This window comes from Rhodococcus sp. MurmanLake-1 (assembly GCF_056945715.1).
In genome coordinates, this window is the sequence record NZ_JBWZNF010000008.1 from 284,698 (window position 1) to 299,078 (window position 14,381).

Sequence of the window (14,381 nt, forward strand, 5' to 3'; positions counted from 1 at the left end):
ATCAGGCACCGAAGAGGTCGACTTCGTCGAGATCGTCGACGATCGTGACCTTTCGTTTCCGCCCGCCGATGACCTTGCCCAGACCACGCAGTCCACCGGACTGAGCTTTCGGGGCGGGCTCGATGCGCTGCGGGGCAACTCTCGTCCGCGCTGCACGCTGTACGGGCTTGGGTGCGGGAGCTGATGCCGGTGCCTCCGGAACGACGGGCGCCGCCGGAACCGCGGGTTCGGGAATCTCTGCTGGAACGACCGCTTCCGGCTCCACGAAGCCCTGAGCAACCGGCGCCTCGGGCGCGACCTCAGCGACCTCAGCCACCTGCTCCACCTGCACCGGTCCGTCGATCACCGGGATGTCCGACGCCCAGCGGACCCGATACTCGAGGCCGCGCGATGCCAGTTCACGCGCGAGATCCGCGTGCCAGACCCCGTCTTCGCCTTCGCCGTATGCCCGTGCGTCGGAACTGACCCAGATGACGTCGACCTCCGGGTTGCGGTCGGCGAGATCGAGCACGGTCAGCCAGTTCAGCGTCGCCGGGTAGCCGTCTCGCTTCTTCTTGTCGGTATAGGGCCGACGCAGCGAGATCGCCCTCTCGGCCACCTCGAGATGCGACACGTCGACTGGATCGACCACTTCGACGCCGATCGCCACGAGGTCTTCGATCACGTCGTCGACGTAGCCGTCGGCCTTGTCGTGAGCCGCGTCGACGAACCTCGTGAGGTCGCGCCGCAACCCCAGTCGGTCGTACATGCGCGCCTGGACGCTCAGGGCCGCGATCATCTCCGCCGATTCCTCGCGGTAGCGGCTCGCAACTTCGAGCACGACCAATCGAGGCACGACGACGCGGTGTCCGAGTGCGCGAGCGTCGGCGATGGCGGCGTCGAACCGTGCGCCCCTGGTCAGGGCCGAAGAATCGAGAACGATGATCATGGGCTCGATTCTCTCTCGAGAAACCGGACGAATGCGCTAATCCACCCCGAACCGTTACTTGATCTTGAAGATCACTGCCCGCTGAACGATGAAGTTGATGACCGTCGCGGTGCCCTGCGCGATGACGAAGGCCAGCGGCATGCGCCACCACTCGTCGGCGAGCACATGCACCATCAGCGCGTTGAGCCCGACCTGAACCGCAAAAGTGACCGCGTACAGCACGACAACAGCGATGAAGCGGGCGCGAGAAGGCTCGGCCTTGAACGTCCACCGCCGGTTGATCAGATACGCCGTCGTAGTGCCGGCGATAAAGCTGATCGACTTGGCCACGCTCAGATCGAGGCCGACGACCTTGAACAGGAATGCGTACAGCCCGTAGTCCACGACCGCCGACAGCCCACCCGTCGCGACGAACCGGACGATCTGCGTTTTCAGGTCCATCGCGTCGTCGGCGATGTCCGTCGTGACAGGAATCTCGACGGGCAGCGGGACATGGGGTTCGTGCTGGTGACTTGCAGGTGTTTCGGGCACGACGACGAGAGTAACCACTCGAGTCGGAGCCGTCGGCACTACTCCCAGGTAACCTCTACCTTGATGTCCACGACAGCAGAAGAGACGCCGCAGCCGGCTCTCCACACCCAAGCCCGCACCCTCACCGGTTGGGGACGCACCGCCGCCACCACCGCACAGGTGCTGTCCACCCCCGACGTGGAAGTGATCGCCAACGCGGTCGCCCAGGTTGCGGAACAGAACGATTCCAAGCCATCGCATCTGCGACGCGGTGTCATCGCGCGCGGCCTCGGCCGCTCGTACGGCGACCCGGCGCAGAATGCCGGTGGGCTGGTCATCGACATGAATGCACTCAGCCGCATTCATCGCATCGATCGCGACACCGCCCTGGTGGACGTCGACGCCGGTGTGAATCTGGATCAGCTGATGAAGGCTGCTCTGCCGTTCGGCCTGTGGGTTCCGGTCCTGCCGGGTACTCGCCAGGTCACGATCGGCGGCGCCATCGGCTCGGACATCCACGGCAAGAACCACCACAGCGCAGGTAGCTTCGGCAACCACGTCGTGTCGTTGGATCTACTGACGGCCGACGGCAAGGTTCGCACGCTCACCCCCAAGGGCGGGCGCAACGACCCGAAGGCCGCACTGTTCTGGGCCACAATCGGCGGCATGGGCCTGACGGGCATCATCTTGCGGGCAACCATCAAGATGACACCGACCGAGACGGCGTACTTCATCGCCGACGGCGACGTCACCAACAGCCTCGACGAGACCATCGCGCTGCACAGCGACGGCAGCGAGGCCAACTACGAGTACTCGAGCGCCTGGTTCGACGCGATTTCCGCGCCCCCGAAGCTCGGCCGTGCGGCAGTCTCGCGCGGATCTCTGGCGAAGCTCGACCAGCTTCCGGCCAAGCTGCAGAAGAACCCGCTCGCCTTCGATGCGCCGCAGTTGCTGACGTTCCCCGACGTCTTCCCCAACGGGCTGGCCAACAAGTTCAACTTCACCGCGATCGGTGAGGTCTGGTTCCGCAAGTCCGGCAAGTACCGCGGCAAGGTCCAAAATCTGACGCAGTTCTACCACCCGCTCGACATGTTCGGTGAGTGGAACCGGGCGTACGGATCCAACGGATTCCTGCAGTACCAGTTCGTGGTTCCGCCGGAGGCCGTCGACGAATTCAAGAAGATCATCGTCGACATCCAGCGCAGCGGGCACTACTCGTTCCTCAACGTGTTCAAGCTGTTCGGCGAGGGCAACCAGGCGCCGCTGAGCTTCCCGATCCCGGGCTGGAACATCTGCGTCGACTTCCGCATCAAGCCGGGCCTGAACGAGTTCGTCACCGAACTCGACAAGCGTGTCCTCGAATTCGGTGGACGCCTGTACACGGCCAAGGATTCGCGGACGTCCGCGGAAACTTTCCACGCCATGTACCCGCGCATCGACGAGTGGATCGCGACGCGCCGCAAGTACGACCCCACAGGCGTTTTCGCCTCCGATATGTCCAGAAGGCTGGAACTGTGATCAACGCTGTAGGTAACCCGCAAACCGTTTTGCTTCTCGGTGGAACCTCCGAGATCGGCCTCGCCATCTGTGAGGAATACCTGAAGAAGGCGCCGCTCCGCGTCATTCTGGCGGCTCTTCCCGGCGATCCGGGACGCGAAGCTGCGGTCAAGCAGCTCGAAGCGAAGGGTGCCACCTCGGTGGAGCTCATCGACTTCGACGCCGTTGATTTCGAATCGCACCCGAAGGTGATCGACCAGGCGTTCTCGAACGGGGACGTCGACGTCGCGATCGTCGCCTTCGCACTGGACGGTGACTCCGAAGAGCTGTGGCAGAACCAGCGCAAGGCGGTTCTGGTCGCAAACGTGAACTACACAGCGTCCGTCTCGGTCGGTGTTCTTCTCGGCGAGAAGATGAAGGCTCAGGGCTTCGGCAAGATCATCGCGATGTCGTCGGTTGCCGGCGAGCGCGTCAAGCGTGCCAACTTCGTCTACGGCTCCACCAAGGCAGGCCTCGACGGTTTCTACCTCGGACTCGGCGAGGCTCTCGCGGAATTCGGACCGCAGGTCACCGTCGTTCGCCCCGGCATGGTGCGCACGCAGTTCAGTGCCCACGTCAAGGAAGCTCCGCTGACGGTCAACAAGGACATCGTCGCGAAGCTCGCTGTTGCCGCCTCGGACAAGGGCAAGGAAATCGTCTGGACTCCCGGCCCGTGGCGTTTCGTCATGATGGGTCTGCGCCACGTGCCGCGCCCGATCTTCCGGAAGTTGCCGGTTTAAGCTCCTCCCGTGCCAGAAACAACGACTGCTCCGAGTACAGAACTTTCGACCCCGTCGCCGTGGCGTAATGCCGCGGCGACGGTGGTGGAAATGGCCCTCGGAGCGCTGGTCGCCGCTGTTGTAGCCGCTGTCGGGCTCTTTGCTTTCGGCCGAGTGCAGTGGCCGGCGTTCACGTCTTCCAACGTCACGCAGGCCGTCACGACGGTGCTGCAGGTGCTCTGCATCGCAGTGGTCGGTGTTGCGGTTCTGATGTTCCGCGCCCGCAAGGCCGAGCGGGTCGCAAAACTCCTCTCGTGGGCCGGGCTCTCCGGTTTCGTCACCACGACGCTCGGACTTCCCCTGGCCGCGACGAGTCTGTATCTGCACGGCGTCTCGGTCGATCAGCAGTTCCGGACCGAGTACCTGACCCGGCTGACGGATTCGGCTGCGCTGCAGGACATGACGTACGTGGATCTGCCGCCGTTCTACCCGGCCGGCTGGTTCTGGATCGGTGGACGCGTCGCGAACCTGCTGGGCATGGACGGTTGGGAAGCCTTCAAGCCCTACGCGATCGGCTCGCTGGCTGTCGTCGCCGTCGTTGCACTCGTGTTGTGGACCAAGCTGATTCGACGCGATTGGGCCGTAGTCGCAGCGTTGGCCGTCACTGCCGTCGTGTTGGCGTACAACTCCCCCGAGGCGTACGGCGCCGTCATCAACCTCCTGATCCCGCCGGTGCTGATCCTGGCGTGGGGGGCTCTCGATCGCCCGGGTGCCTCTCGATTTGCCGGAGCCGGCGCAATTCTCGGGACGGGCCTGTTCCTCGGTTTCGCCGCAACCGTCTACACGCTGTACCTCGGATTCGCCGCATTCGCCGTGACTCTGATGGCCGTCGTTGCCGCAGTACTTGCCGCCCGCGCCCAGAACACGTGGAAAGCCGCGCTGGGTCCCCTAGTCAGGCTCGCCGCAATCGCGGTGATCTCGGGTTTGGTCGCTCTGACGGTCTGGGCGCCTTACCTGTTGAAGGCACTCTCGGGTGCCACTGCAGAATCCGGCACGGCAATGCACTACCTCCCCGATTCCGGTGCGGTACTGCCCTTCCCGATGCTGAGTTTCTCGCTCGTCGGCGGACTGTGCCTACTCGGCACGGTCTGGCTGATTTCTCGTTTCCTCTTCTCCCGCCGCGCCCGGGCACTCGGTATCGGTGTCATTGCCGTGTACCTGTGGGCACTGCTGTCCATGACGTTCACCGTCGCCGGCAGTACGCTCCTCGGCTTTCGACTGGAGCCGGTCCTGATCGGACTCCTTGCCGCCGCCGGCGTGTTCGGATTCTTCGAGTTCGCCGGTTGGATCGTCCTGGCCACCAGCGAAAATCCCCGCGTCAAAGCGGTACTGGTTGCACTCGGTGTCATCGGAGCCATCGCCTTCGCGCAGAACATCCCGCAGGTGCTGGCGCCGGATATCGCTGTGGCATACAGCGATACCGACGGCAACGGCGAGCGCGGGGACAAGCGACCTCCCGGGGCCGAAGCCAATTACGCGGACATCGACCGGATCATCCGCGAACAGTTGGGACGTGAACCCCATGACACGGTGGTACTCACCGCCGACATCGGCTTCCTGAGCTTCTACCCGTACTTCGGTTTCCAAGGTCTGACGTCGCACTACGCAAACCCCCTCGCCGATTTCCGTGCCCGCGCCGCACTGATCGAGCAGTGGTCGGAACTGAAGACCCCTGACGAACTGATAGCTGCGCTGGACGCGTCGCCGTGGCGCAGTCCCGACGCCTTCGTCTTCCGCCAGGGCGCCGACGGGTACACACTGCGGTTGGCCGAGGATGTCTACCCCAACGACCCGAACGTCCGCCGCTACACGGTCACGTTCCCCAAGGAACTGTTCGACGATCCTCGTTTCACAGTCACCGAGCAGGGCCCGTTTGTGGTCGTTACCCGCTCTGACGCGATCTAACCAGGAGATACGTCACAAAAGGCTTACCGTCGGGGTCGTTGACGCGACCCCGACGCACCCCTAACTTCATACCGTGACCCGAACCGATGCCCGAGCGGCAATGATCGATGCAGCCGAGCGTCTGGTTGCCGAACGAGGTCTGGCCGCTCTGACGCTTCGTGATGTTCAGACCGAAGCCGGACAGGCCAACAAATCGGCTGCGCAGTATCACTTCGGTTCACGTGAAGGTTTGCTGGCGGCCGTCGTCGAGTCCAGAATGCGACCTGCCGGTGAGCGTCGACGCGAGTTGCTCGACACGATCGATCTCGACCCGAATCCACCGACGATGCGTGCCCTCGTCGAGGCTCTCGTCCTGCCGTTGGCGGAACAGACCATCTACCGCGAAGGCACGTTGTACGCACGGTTCCTGGTGCAGTCGATCTTCGACCCGGCCATGTCGTCGACCATCCGTGATCACATGCAGGCCGAGAGTTTCCGCGAAGTTCAGCGGCGGATAGTCGCTGCGTCCTCGTTGCCGGCAGAGATCGCCGAACTTCGGGCGGCAACTCTGACCGTGCTCGCCGTCGTCACTTTTGCCACGTGGGAGGGTCGCGTCGACAGCCGAGAACGTGCTCACGTGATTGTTGCCGACCTGATCGAAAGTTGCCTCGGAGCACTCTCGGCCCCGGCTGCGCAAATCTGACACGCTGTCCGGCGAGTTTGTTTCCGAAACTGCCGGGGTACTCAGCCCCTCCAAGCGCAGTCGAGCAAACGGCCGCATCAACCACCGGCGGGGTAGGTGATGACAGTGAGCGAACTCGTTACGCAAAGCCGCGAGCTTGTACCGCATCGTGCAGTTCTCGATTCCGCAGAACATGTTCTGGTCATTGCGCGCGGCAAACCGTTCGGGCGCGAGCAGGCCTTCCACGAAGTGTTGAGCGTCGCGATTCGCAATCGCATCGAAGTACTCACTCTGGCAAGGGCTCTCATCGACGTTTCCGAGTCCCGCGACTACCGCGCGATCCCGACCGACACCGCACACACCGTTGCGGTGCTCGAATGGGGTGAGCTACTCGAGATCCCGACCGAACACCACGAGAAGTCCAGAGCCGAATCGGCTGGAGACGCCGATGAATCGAACGACTTCGACGATCCGATCGAGCCGGAGTATCTGGTCGAGACCGACGTGGGCGGACGCGTCGTCTTCGTCGCCCTCGCGTTCACGATCGGCGGGATAGTCGGATTCTTCGCGCACGACTGGGCGCTTCTGCTTCTGATCACCGCCGTGTACCTCGTGTGGATCGCGGCACGGCTGGTCGCGAAACTCGTCAGTGTTTCCCGCAGTGCCCATTGGGCGGACGCCGAGCCTATTCGTGGCACCGATTCGACAACTCACAACGCGGAACGCTCCCACCACCACGCTGTTGCAGCGTGAGGGCGGGAGCGCCGGTACTGCACTACAACCGTTGCGGCACACCGTAAGTGACGACGGTATCGCCATTCGACGTGACAGCCTTCGCGTAGGGCCTGATGGTTACCGGCCCGATTGCTCCCTGTACGTATCCGTGAACTCCGGAGAGCCGGACGGCTGCTTCAGGTCCGTCGAATTCCTGGTCTTCGAGTAGCGCGACGTCGGTGATACCGCCCGGCGCCAGATCGACGTCCAGTTCCTGTGAAGGAATGATGTCGCCGCCGATGGCGAACCCGTTCGAAATGTCCAGGCCCAGTTCGAAGTCCGGAACCAGACCGATACCGAGGTTGGTTCCACTCTCGACAGCCCAGTCGAGGCCGGGGCTATTGAGAACGACCGTCGCGCCGGTCAACGCGATCGGGTAGCCGATTTGATAACCGATCGTCAGCTTCGTGCCGGTGAAACTTGCTGCGTCCGGCCCGTCGATCTTCACGCCGGCAACCCCGTCGTGGAAGAACTCGACACTCAGCGGTGAGCTGTCGAGAGGCGGAAAGACGTGGATAGCGGTATCAGCCTGATAGACCTCTATCCGATTTCCTTTGACGTCGGTGATCGAACTGGTGTTGTCGACGCCTGCCGACGCCGTCCCACCCCCCAGGACAACGGCCAGTAAGGCCACTGCTCCCACTGCGCTACTGCGAACTGCTGTCTTCGACATGCACAAGCACCATCCCATCCGGTATAGGCCCCGGACGTAGGTTCCAACTCTTCGTCGAGGATGGGATTCGTCGGGGCTGCCTGAACAAACGCGAGCAAGATCCTTGTTGCGATACCCCGGTCACGAACCCGTCAAACGATGCACGAAAACATTACTTTCCGGACAAGTCGGGTGGCCCGGTTTGTCCCGTCGACTGCGCCCGCTCGCGGACGCGAACCGTTTTGTTCGTTACTCTGACAGAGGAAGTTATCGAATCGAGACCTAAATAGGCCACCCCGAACTTCTGAGAACTGCCACTTCAGGGATGGGCGCCAGAACCGAAAGGCACCGACTGCATGACCGAGACCTTGCCCGACGTCCAACTGCTCGAAGAAGCACGTCCAGGGCGAGTCCGTTCAGCAGTGCGGCGCTCGGTCGTCCAGCGCGGGCGTCTTGTGGACCTCGCGATCATGGCGACGTTCACCGTTGCGGCGATCTACGTGATGTCGAACCTGTGGAGCGATCTGCAGTCCGGCTATCTGTTCAACGCGGGCCGCGACCAGGCCATGTGGGAATGGTTCTTCGCCGATACCGCTCACGCCCTCGCCCAGTTCCGCAGCCCGCTGTTCAGTGACCTGCAGAATTACCCGCTCGGCGTGAACCTGATGGCCAATACCGCGATGTTCGGCATCAGCATCCCGCTGGCCCCGATCACGCTGATCTTCGGACCGACAGCCACGTATGCGATCGGGCTGACCGCCGGACTCGGCGGCACCGCCATAGCTTGGTACTGGGCATTCTCGCGGCACGTACTGACCGGTGTCTCCGTCCGCTCCAAGATCGCGGCCGCCGTCGGAGCGGGGTTCTGCGGATTCGCGCCCGCCATGATCTCGCATGCCAACGGCCACCCGAACTTCGTCGCGTTCTTCGTACTTCCGTTCATCTTCTTGCAGGTAGTGCGCATCTCGAACGGCAAGCGTCCGGTTCGCGACGGAATCGTTCTCGGCCTACTCGTCGCGTGGCAGATCTTCCTCGGCGAAGAGCCGCTCCTCATCTTCACGATGTCAGCCATGGTGTTCGGCGCCGCCTATGCACTGCCTGACCTGGCCAAGTCGCGCCAGGCGATCAAGCGCGCGATGCCCGGCCTCGTGATCGGCGGCGCGGTCACACTCCTGATCACCGCGGTGCCGCTGTGGTCGCAGTTCTTCGGCCCTGCGAGCTACGACGGCGTCTCACACGGTCAGGCCGGCAACGACACCGCTGCACTCACCACGTTCCCGACCGAATCGGTTGCGGGTGATCCCGAGGGCGCGGAGTTCCGAATGAACCCGACCGAGGAGAACGCGTACTTCGGATGGCCGTTGGTGCTCCTGCTTCTCGGTGCAACGGTGTGGCTGTGGCGCATCCGTCTGACCCGCGCTGCCGCCGCCGTGATCGTGGTGATGGGTGTGCTCTCGCTCGGTTCCGAACTGACCATCGACGGTGACAAGACCGGCATCACCCTGCCGTGGAAACTCCTCGCCGACTTGCCGTTGTTCGAATCGGTGCTCGAATCCCGATTCGCGATGGGCGCGATTCCGGCGATCGGGCTGCTGCTCACCCTCGGCACCTACCGCGCTTTTGTCGAACTTCGTGGACCGCGCCGCACGGCAGCCGGTGTCTGGCTGGTCGCGCTCGCCGTCGCGATGATTCCCCTCATCCCGACCCCCATCGACGCCGATCAGCGATCTGCGACGCCCGAATTCATCACCAGCGGCTCGTGGGAGAACTACGTCAGCGACGGCACTCTGGTGACGGTCCCTGTCGCGAGCGCCGAGGACGCCCGCGCACTGAGCTGGCAGGTCGACGCCGACTTCGGCTTCCCCATTGCCGGCGGGTACTTCGTCGGCCCGGATTCGAAGACCCGCGCCGGAATCTACGGCGCCGAGTCCCGGCCCACCTCGACCCTGCTGGTCAATGCCAAACAAACCGGCAAGGTCCCGTTGATCGACGTGGGCACCAGGGCGAACGCACTGACCGACCTGCGGTACTGGCACGCCGATGTACTGGTGCTTCCCCGATTCTCCGGCGACGACGCCCTGCGCCACACGGTCGACGAGCTGGTCGGCTTCGACGCCAAGCGCGTCGACGACGTGTGGGTGTGGGACGTACGAGACCTCGTGAGCGGCAAGACCTCCAACCAGAGCTAAACGGGTTGATCAGCGGGTCATGATCACCGGACCGTCTTCGGTGATCGCGACAGTGTGCTCACTGTGCGCAGCCCGGGCGCCCGAAACGGTGCGAAGGGTCCACCCGTCGGTGTCGTGCCGGTAGTCGTCGGTTCCGTCGGCGATGAGCATCGGTTCGATGGCGATGACCAGGCCGGGCCGTAACCGGAAGCCTTTGCCTGCTCGACCTTCGTTGGGCACATCCGGCCCTTCGTGCATCTCGCGGCCGATGCCGTGCCCACCGTGATCGGCGAGCATTCCGTATCCGAGGCCGCGCGCGTACTGTCCGATCGCGGCACCGATGTCGCCCAATCGGTTTCCGGGCTGGGCGGCGGCAATGCCACGGGCTAGTGCCTCATCGGTCGCGTCGATCAGTGCCTGATCCTCACTACTTCCCTGTCCGACGGTGAAGCTGATGGCGGAGTCGCCGCACCAGCCGTCGAGTCTCGCACCGCAGTCGATACTGATCAGGTCACCGTCACGGAGTCGGTACCCATTCGGGATACCGTGCACCACAGCATCGTTCACGCTGATGCAGGCCACGCCGGGAAAGGGTATCGGCGCCGTCGCCGGCCGATAATTCAAGAACAGCGCCGAGGCGCCGGCAGCCGAAATGACCTCCGCGGCAACGGCGTCCAATTCGAGCAACGTCACTCCGACGCTCGCCGCCTCACGCGCCGCTGCCAGCGCCTGCGCGGTGATTCTCCCCGCCGCCGCCATCGCGTCGATTTCCCCTGCGGTCTTGATTTCGACCATCTCGAACACCTTCCTTGTCGAATAACTATACCGGTATTACTATAAGCACATGGTGCGCGTGCCGCTGACGGCGGAAGAACTCGAACGAGGACTAAGACTGGGTGAACTCCTGCGATCGGCGCGGGGGGACCGAAGCATGGTTCAGGTAGCGCTCGACGCCGGTATTTCCGTCGAAACGCTGCGCAAGATCGAAACCGGACGCATCGCGACACCCGCCTTCTTCACCATCAGCGCGGTCGCGGAAGTGTTGGGTATTTCACTCGACACCATCGCCCGAACACTTGAAACACCACAATCCGAACAGGAAGTTGCATCCTGAGTAGTTCTCTCAGGATGTGTGGGCCCGCACTCGCCTAACATCGTTCCTTGTGCCGTCTGAAGTAGTAGTGCCCCCGAAACCCGTGCCCACTGGCCCCGAAGCTCCCCGAGAATCGGATTCCCAGAGAGTCCGGACGGCACGACTCATCGCGATAGTCACCGGCCTTCTTGGCCTGCTTCTTGCACTCGCGACGCCGTTCCTGCCCGTCAAGCAGGAAGCCGCGAGCATCGACTGGCCGCAGGGTGGGACCGTCAACAGCGTCTCGTCGCCGCTGATCTCCTACTCGCCCACATCGCTGGACATCAGCATTCCCTGTTCCACCCTGGACCAATTGGGCGGCAGCGGCGGCACACTGCTCTCGACCATGCCGAACGGTGCGCCGGACCGAAACGCCCGCGGCCTCACCGTCCGCACCACGGCCGACCGCCTGGAAGCACTCACTCGCGATTCGGTGCTGATCTCGGCTCCGCTCGATCAACTGAGCGGGTGCACGGCGATCACCATCACGACCAACTCCGAGCAGACCGTCGCGGCGGTCACCGGAATCGACGGCGTCGGCACCACCCTGACCGGTGACTACCGGCCACAGGTTGTCGGCATCTTCACCGACCTGCAGGGCGCAGCGCCCGCCGGATTGTCTGCCCACATGGACGTCGACTCGCGGTTCTCGTCCAGCCCCACACTTCTCAAACTGTTCGCGATGATCGTCGCGGCACTCTCGACCATCGTCTCGCTGTACGCACTGCACCGGATCGACGGCGTCGACGGCCGTCGTGCCCGGCGGTTCCTTCCGGCACGGTGGTGGAAGTTCACCGGCATCGACGCCCTGGTGATCGGCACGCTGGCGCTCTGGCATGTGTTCGGCGCCAACACTTCCGACGACGGTTATCTGCTCGGCATGGCCAGAGTCTCGGAGCACTCCGGGTACATGGCCAATTACTTCCGTTGGTTCGGCGTCCCCGAAGCGCCGTTCGGTTGGTACTACGACGTGCTGGCGCTGTTCGCGAAGGTCAGCACCGCGAGCATGTGGATGCGCCTGCCCGCGTTGATCGCCGGCATTCTGTGCTGGATGGTCATCAGCCGCGAGGTGATACCGCGACTCGGTGTTGCGGTGCGCCGCAACAAGGTTGCCATCTGGACGGGCGGGCTCGTGTTCCTGGCCTTCTGGTTGCCGTACAACAACGGCCTGCGTCCCGAACCCATCATTGCCCTCGGCGCCCTGCTCACGTGGTGCTCCATCGAGCGCGCCATCGCCACCGGACGTCTGTTGCCCGCCGCGATGGCCGTGCTGATCGCCGCATTCTCGCTGGCCGCCGGGCCTTCCGGGCTGATCGCCATCGGCGCGCTGATCGCCGGAGCCCGGCCGATCCTGCAGATCCTCATCGCCCGCGGCAAACGCGTCGGCTTCCTGTCCCAGGTCATGCCGATCCTCGCAGCCGGAACCGTGGTTCTTGTCGCAGTCTTCGCAGATCAAACCCTCGCGACAGTTCTCGAATCGACCCGGGTGCGAACCGCCGTCGGGCCGAACGTTCCGTGGTTCGAGGAGCGGTTGCGGTGGGACGCACTGATGACCATCTCCCCCGACGGCTCACTTGCACGCCGCTTCGGCATGTTCGTCATGATCGTCGGACTCGTCTTCTGCGTCATGATGATCCTGCGCAAGGGCCGGATCCCCGGCACCGCGATCGGGCCCTCGCGCCGAATCCTCGGCATCGTGTTCGCGTCGCTGCTCCTGATGCAGTTCACCCCCACCAAGTGGACCCACCACTTCGGTGTGTACGCCGGTCTGGCCGCTACGGTTGCCGTGCTCGCCGCTGTCGGCGTGAGTGCGTCGAGCATGCGTTCCAAACGAAACCGCGCGCTGTTCGCCGCGGGCATCCTGTTCATCCTCGCTGTGGCGTTCACCAGCTCCAACGGCTGGTGGTATGTCTCGAGTTACGGCGTGCCGTGGTGGGACAAGCCGCCGTCAATCGCCGGCAAGGGATTCTCGACGGGTTTCCTCGGCCTCACGATCCTCGCCCTGCTGCTGGCAGCCTGGTACCACGTCATGGAGCCGCGCGAGCGAAACGGCACAGAAGACAGCGTCAAGAAGACAAGGCGACTTCGCCTTCTCGCCCCGTCACCGTTGACCATCGCGGCCGGAGCCGTCGTGCTCTTCGAGGTGCTGTCCCTACTCAAGGGAGCGGTCGCTCAGTACCCCGCGTACTCGATCGGCAAGTCCAACATCGAATCCGTCTTCGGCGGAAGCTGCGGTCTCGCGGGTGAGGTACTCGTGGAGTCCGATCCGAACGCCGGCGTTCTGCAATTGGTCGACAGGCCCACCGATCTCGCCGGCGCCGGAGCTTTCGGTGCAAGCGAATCGACCGGATTCTCGACGGACGGAGTCGCCGGCGACCTCACCGCAGACGCCGAGGACTCGACGGCGGGCAGTGCAAACAGCCTCGACACCACGACCTCTCAGTCCGGCACCACCAGCACGCCCGGAACCGGATCCGGAACCGCTGGCGGCTCGCAGTCGACCTCGGGCGTCAACGGCAGCAACGTCGCGCTCCCGTTCGGGCTCGACCCCGCAAAAACGCCGGTGCTCGGTAGTTACGGAGCGCCCCAGAACGCGTCGCTGACCACAGGTTGGTACTCACTGCCCGAGCGCAACGACGCCGCACCGCTCCTCACGGTCGCCGCGGCCGGACGAATCCGCTACGTCAACTCCGACGGCATCGTCACCCCCGGCGCGGTCTTGCAGGTCGAGTACGGCAAGAAGCAGGCCGACGGAAGCGTCGACGCGCTGGGACGAGTCGATCCGATCGACATCGGCCCGTCGCCGTCGTGGCGCAACCTGCGCGTTCCGATGGATCAACTGCCCGCCGACGCCGACACCGTGCGTCTGGTGGCCAGTGACACCGACATCAGTGCCGACCAGTGGCTGGCGGTGACACCGCCGCGAGTGCCGACCATGCGCACGCTGCAGGACGTCGTCGGATCCACCGATCCGGTGCTGATGGACTGGGCCGTCGGTCTGGCCTTCCCGTGCCAACGTCCGGTCGATCATCTGTACGGCGTCGCCGAGATCCCCGAGTGGCGCATTCTGCCCGACCGCATCGGCGCGGAGTCCACCAACGCCTGGCAGGACCACTACGGCGGCGGACCGCTCGGTTGGACCAGCGAACTGCTCTCGGCCAGGGCATTGCCCACCTACCTTGACAACGACTGGGATCGTGACTGGGGTTCGCTCGAGCAGTACACACCGCTCGATCCGGACGCAGTTCCCGCGCAAATGAACGTCACCACCGAGACCCGGTCGGGCACCTGGACACCGGGCCCGATTCGTTACCAGTCGTAACTGTTACGCGTGGA

Annotated in this window: 12 protein-coding genes; 8 read left to right on the plus strand and 4 right to left on the minus strand. The window is 64.0% G+C overall.

Annotated features, from left to right (window positions below; all coding sequences use genetic code 11):
• Position 1: 1 nt before the first annotated feature.
• Together AC2ETI_RS22945 and AC2ETI_RS22950 are read right to left on the minus strand one after the other, a co-directional pair.
• The gene (locus AC2ETI_RS22945; protein WP_428690171.1) at positions 2-928 is read right to left on the minus strand and encodes a PIN domain-containing protein; all 927 of its coding nucleotides are present in this window, start codon (positions 926-928) and stop codon (positions 2-4) included.
• Between the two features lie 54 nt (positions 929-982).
• Positions 983-1,459, minus strand: coding sequence for a GtrA family protein (locus tag AC2ETI_RS22950; RefSeq protein ID WP_078377459.1), 477 nt, complete (start codon positions 1,457-1,459; stop codon positions 983-985).
• Between the two features lie 63 nt (positions 1,460-1,522).
• Here AC2ETI_RS22950 and dprE1 point away from each other — a divergent pair, with 63 nt between their 5' ends.
• From dprE1 to AC2ETI_RS22975, 5 genes are all read left to right on the plus strand, one after another.
• Complete coding sequence (dprE1, locus tag AC2ETI_RS22955) at positions 1,523-2,956, plus strand: decaprenylphosphoryl-beta-D-ribose oxidase (RefSeq protein ID WP_003943934.1); 1,434 nt, start codon at positions 1,523-1,525, stop codon at positions 2,954-2,956.
• Positions 2,953-3,714 carry a decaprenylphospho-beta-D-erythro-pentofuranosid-2-ulose 2-reductase gene (gene dprE2 / locus AC2ETI_RS22960; RefSeq protein WP_019746424.1) on the plus strand — a complete coding sequence of 254 codons (762 nt, stop codon included), beginning with the start codon at positions 2,953-2,955 and terminating at the stop codon, positions 3,712-3,714. The genes dprE1 and dprE2 overlap by 4 nt, the downstream gene beginning before the upstream one ends.
• 90 nt (positions 3,715-3,804) lie before the next feature.
• A complete protein-coding gene (locus AC2ETI_RS22965) occupies positions 3,805-5,658 on the plus strand; it encodes a galactan 5-O-arabinofuranosyltransferase (RefSeq protein ID WP_046379736.1) in 1,854 nt (617 codons plus the stop codon).
• Between the two features lie 73 nt (positions 5,659-5,731).
• Positions 5,732-6,340 carry a TetR family transcriptional regulator gene (locus tag AC2ETI_RS22970; RefSeq protein ID WP_020905779.1) on the plus strand — a complete coding sequence of 203 codons (609 nt, stop codon included), beginning with the start codon at positions 5,732-5,734 and terminating at the stop codon, positions 6,338-6,340.
• Positions 6,341-6,439: 99 nt separating this feature from the next.
• Positions 6,440-7,072 (plus strand): hypothetical protein, encoded by a 633-nt coding sequence (locus AC2ETI_RS22975; protein ID WP_195849558.1) that lies wholly within the window; start codon positions 6,440-6,442, stop codon positions 7,070-7,072.
• A gap of 22 nt (positions 7,073-7,094) precedes the next feature.
• Here AC2ETI_RS22975 and AC2ETI_RS22980 read toward each other — a convergent pair whose 3' ends face one another.
• Complete coding sequence (locus tag AC2ETI_RS22980; protein ID WP_020968119.1) at positions 7,095-7,766, minus strand: MspA family porin; 672 nt, start codon at positions 7,764-7,766, stop codon at positions 7,095-7,097.
• A 335-nt stretch (positions 7,767-8,101) separates the two neighbouring features.
• On the opposite strand from AC2ETI_RS22980, the gene AC2ETI_RS22985 reads away from it, so the two are divergent.
• Entirely contained in the window at positions 8,102-9,934 is a 1,833-nt protein-coding gene (locus AC2ETI_RS22985; RefSeq protein ID WP_019746419.1) for a glycosyl transferase, read from the plus strand.
• Positions 9,935-9,943: 9 nt separating this feature from the next.
• Here the strand turns inward: AC2ETI_RS22985 and map are convergent, their stop codons facing one another.
• Positions 9,944-10,708 (minus strand): type I methionyl aminopeptidase, encoded by a 765-nt coding sequence (gene map / locus AC2ETI_RS22990; RefSeq protein ID WP_308371752.1) that lies wholly within the window; start codon positions 10,706-10,708, stop codon positions 9,944-9,946.
• Between the two features lie 49 nt (positions 10,709-10,757).
• On the opposite strand from map, the gene AC2ETI_RS22995 reads away from it, so the two are divergent.
• The gene (locus AC2ETI_RS22995; protein WP_003943854.1) at positions 10,758-11,027 is read left to right on the plus strand and encodes a helix-turn-helix domain-containing protein; all 270 of its coding nucleotides are present in this window, start codon (positions 10,758-10,760) and stop codon (positions 11,025-11,027) included.
• A gap of 49 nt (positions 11,028-11,076) precedes the next feature.
• Positions 11,077-14,367 (plus strand): arabinosyltransferase domain-containing protein, encoded by a 3,291-nt coding sequence (locus AC2ETI_RS23000; RefSeq protein ID WP_483634425.1) that lies wholly within the window; start codon positions 11,077-11,079, stop codon positions 14,365-14,367.
• The last annotated feature ends 14 nt before the right edge of the window (positions 14,368-14,381 follow it).

Coding starts and splice junctions, on each gene's coding strand:
- AC2ETI_RS22945 (WP_428690171.1), bottom strand. CDS start 928: ATGATCATCGTTCTCGATTCTTCGGCCCTGACCAGGGGCGCACGGTTC.
- dprE1 (WP_003943934.1), top strand. CDS start 1,523: ATGTCCACGACAGCAGAAGAGACGCCGCAGCCGGCTCTCCACACCCAA.
- AC2ETI_RS22965 (WP_046379736.1), top strand. CDS start 3,805: ATGGCCCTCGGAGCGCTGGTCGCCGCTGTTGTAGCCGCTGTCGGGCTC.
- AC2ETI_RS22975 (WP_195849558.1), top strand. CDS start 6,440: ATGACAGTGAGCGAACTCGTTACGCAAAGCCGCGAGCTTGTACCGCAT.
- AC2ETI_RS22980 (WP_020968119.1), bottom strand. CDS start 7,766: ATGTCGAAGACAGCAGTTCGCAGTAGCGCAGTGGGAGCAGTGGCCTTA.
- AC2ETI_RS22985 (WP_019746419.1), top strand. CDS start 8,102: ATGACCGAGACCTTGCCCGACGTCCAACTGCTCGAAGAAGCACGTCCA.
- map (WP_308371752.1), bottom strand. CDS start 10,708: ATGGTCGAAATCAAGACCGCAGGGGAAATCGACGCGATGGCGGCGGCG.
- AC2ETI_RS22995 (WP_003943854.1), top strand. CDS start 10,758: ATGGTGCGCGTGCCGCTGACGGCGGAAGAACTCGAACGAGGACTAAGA.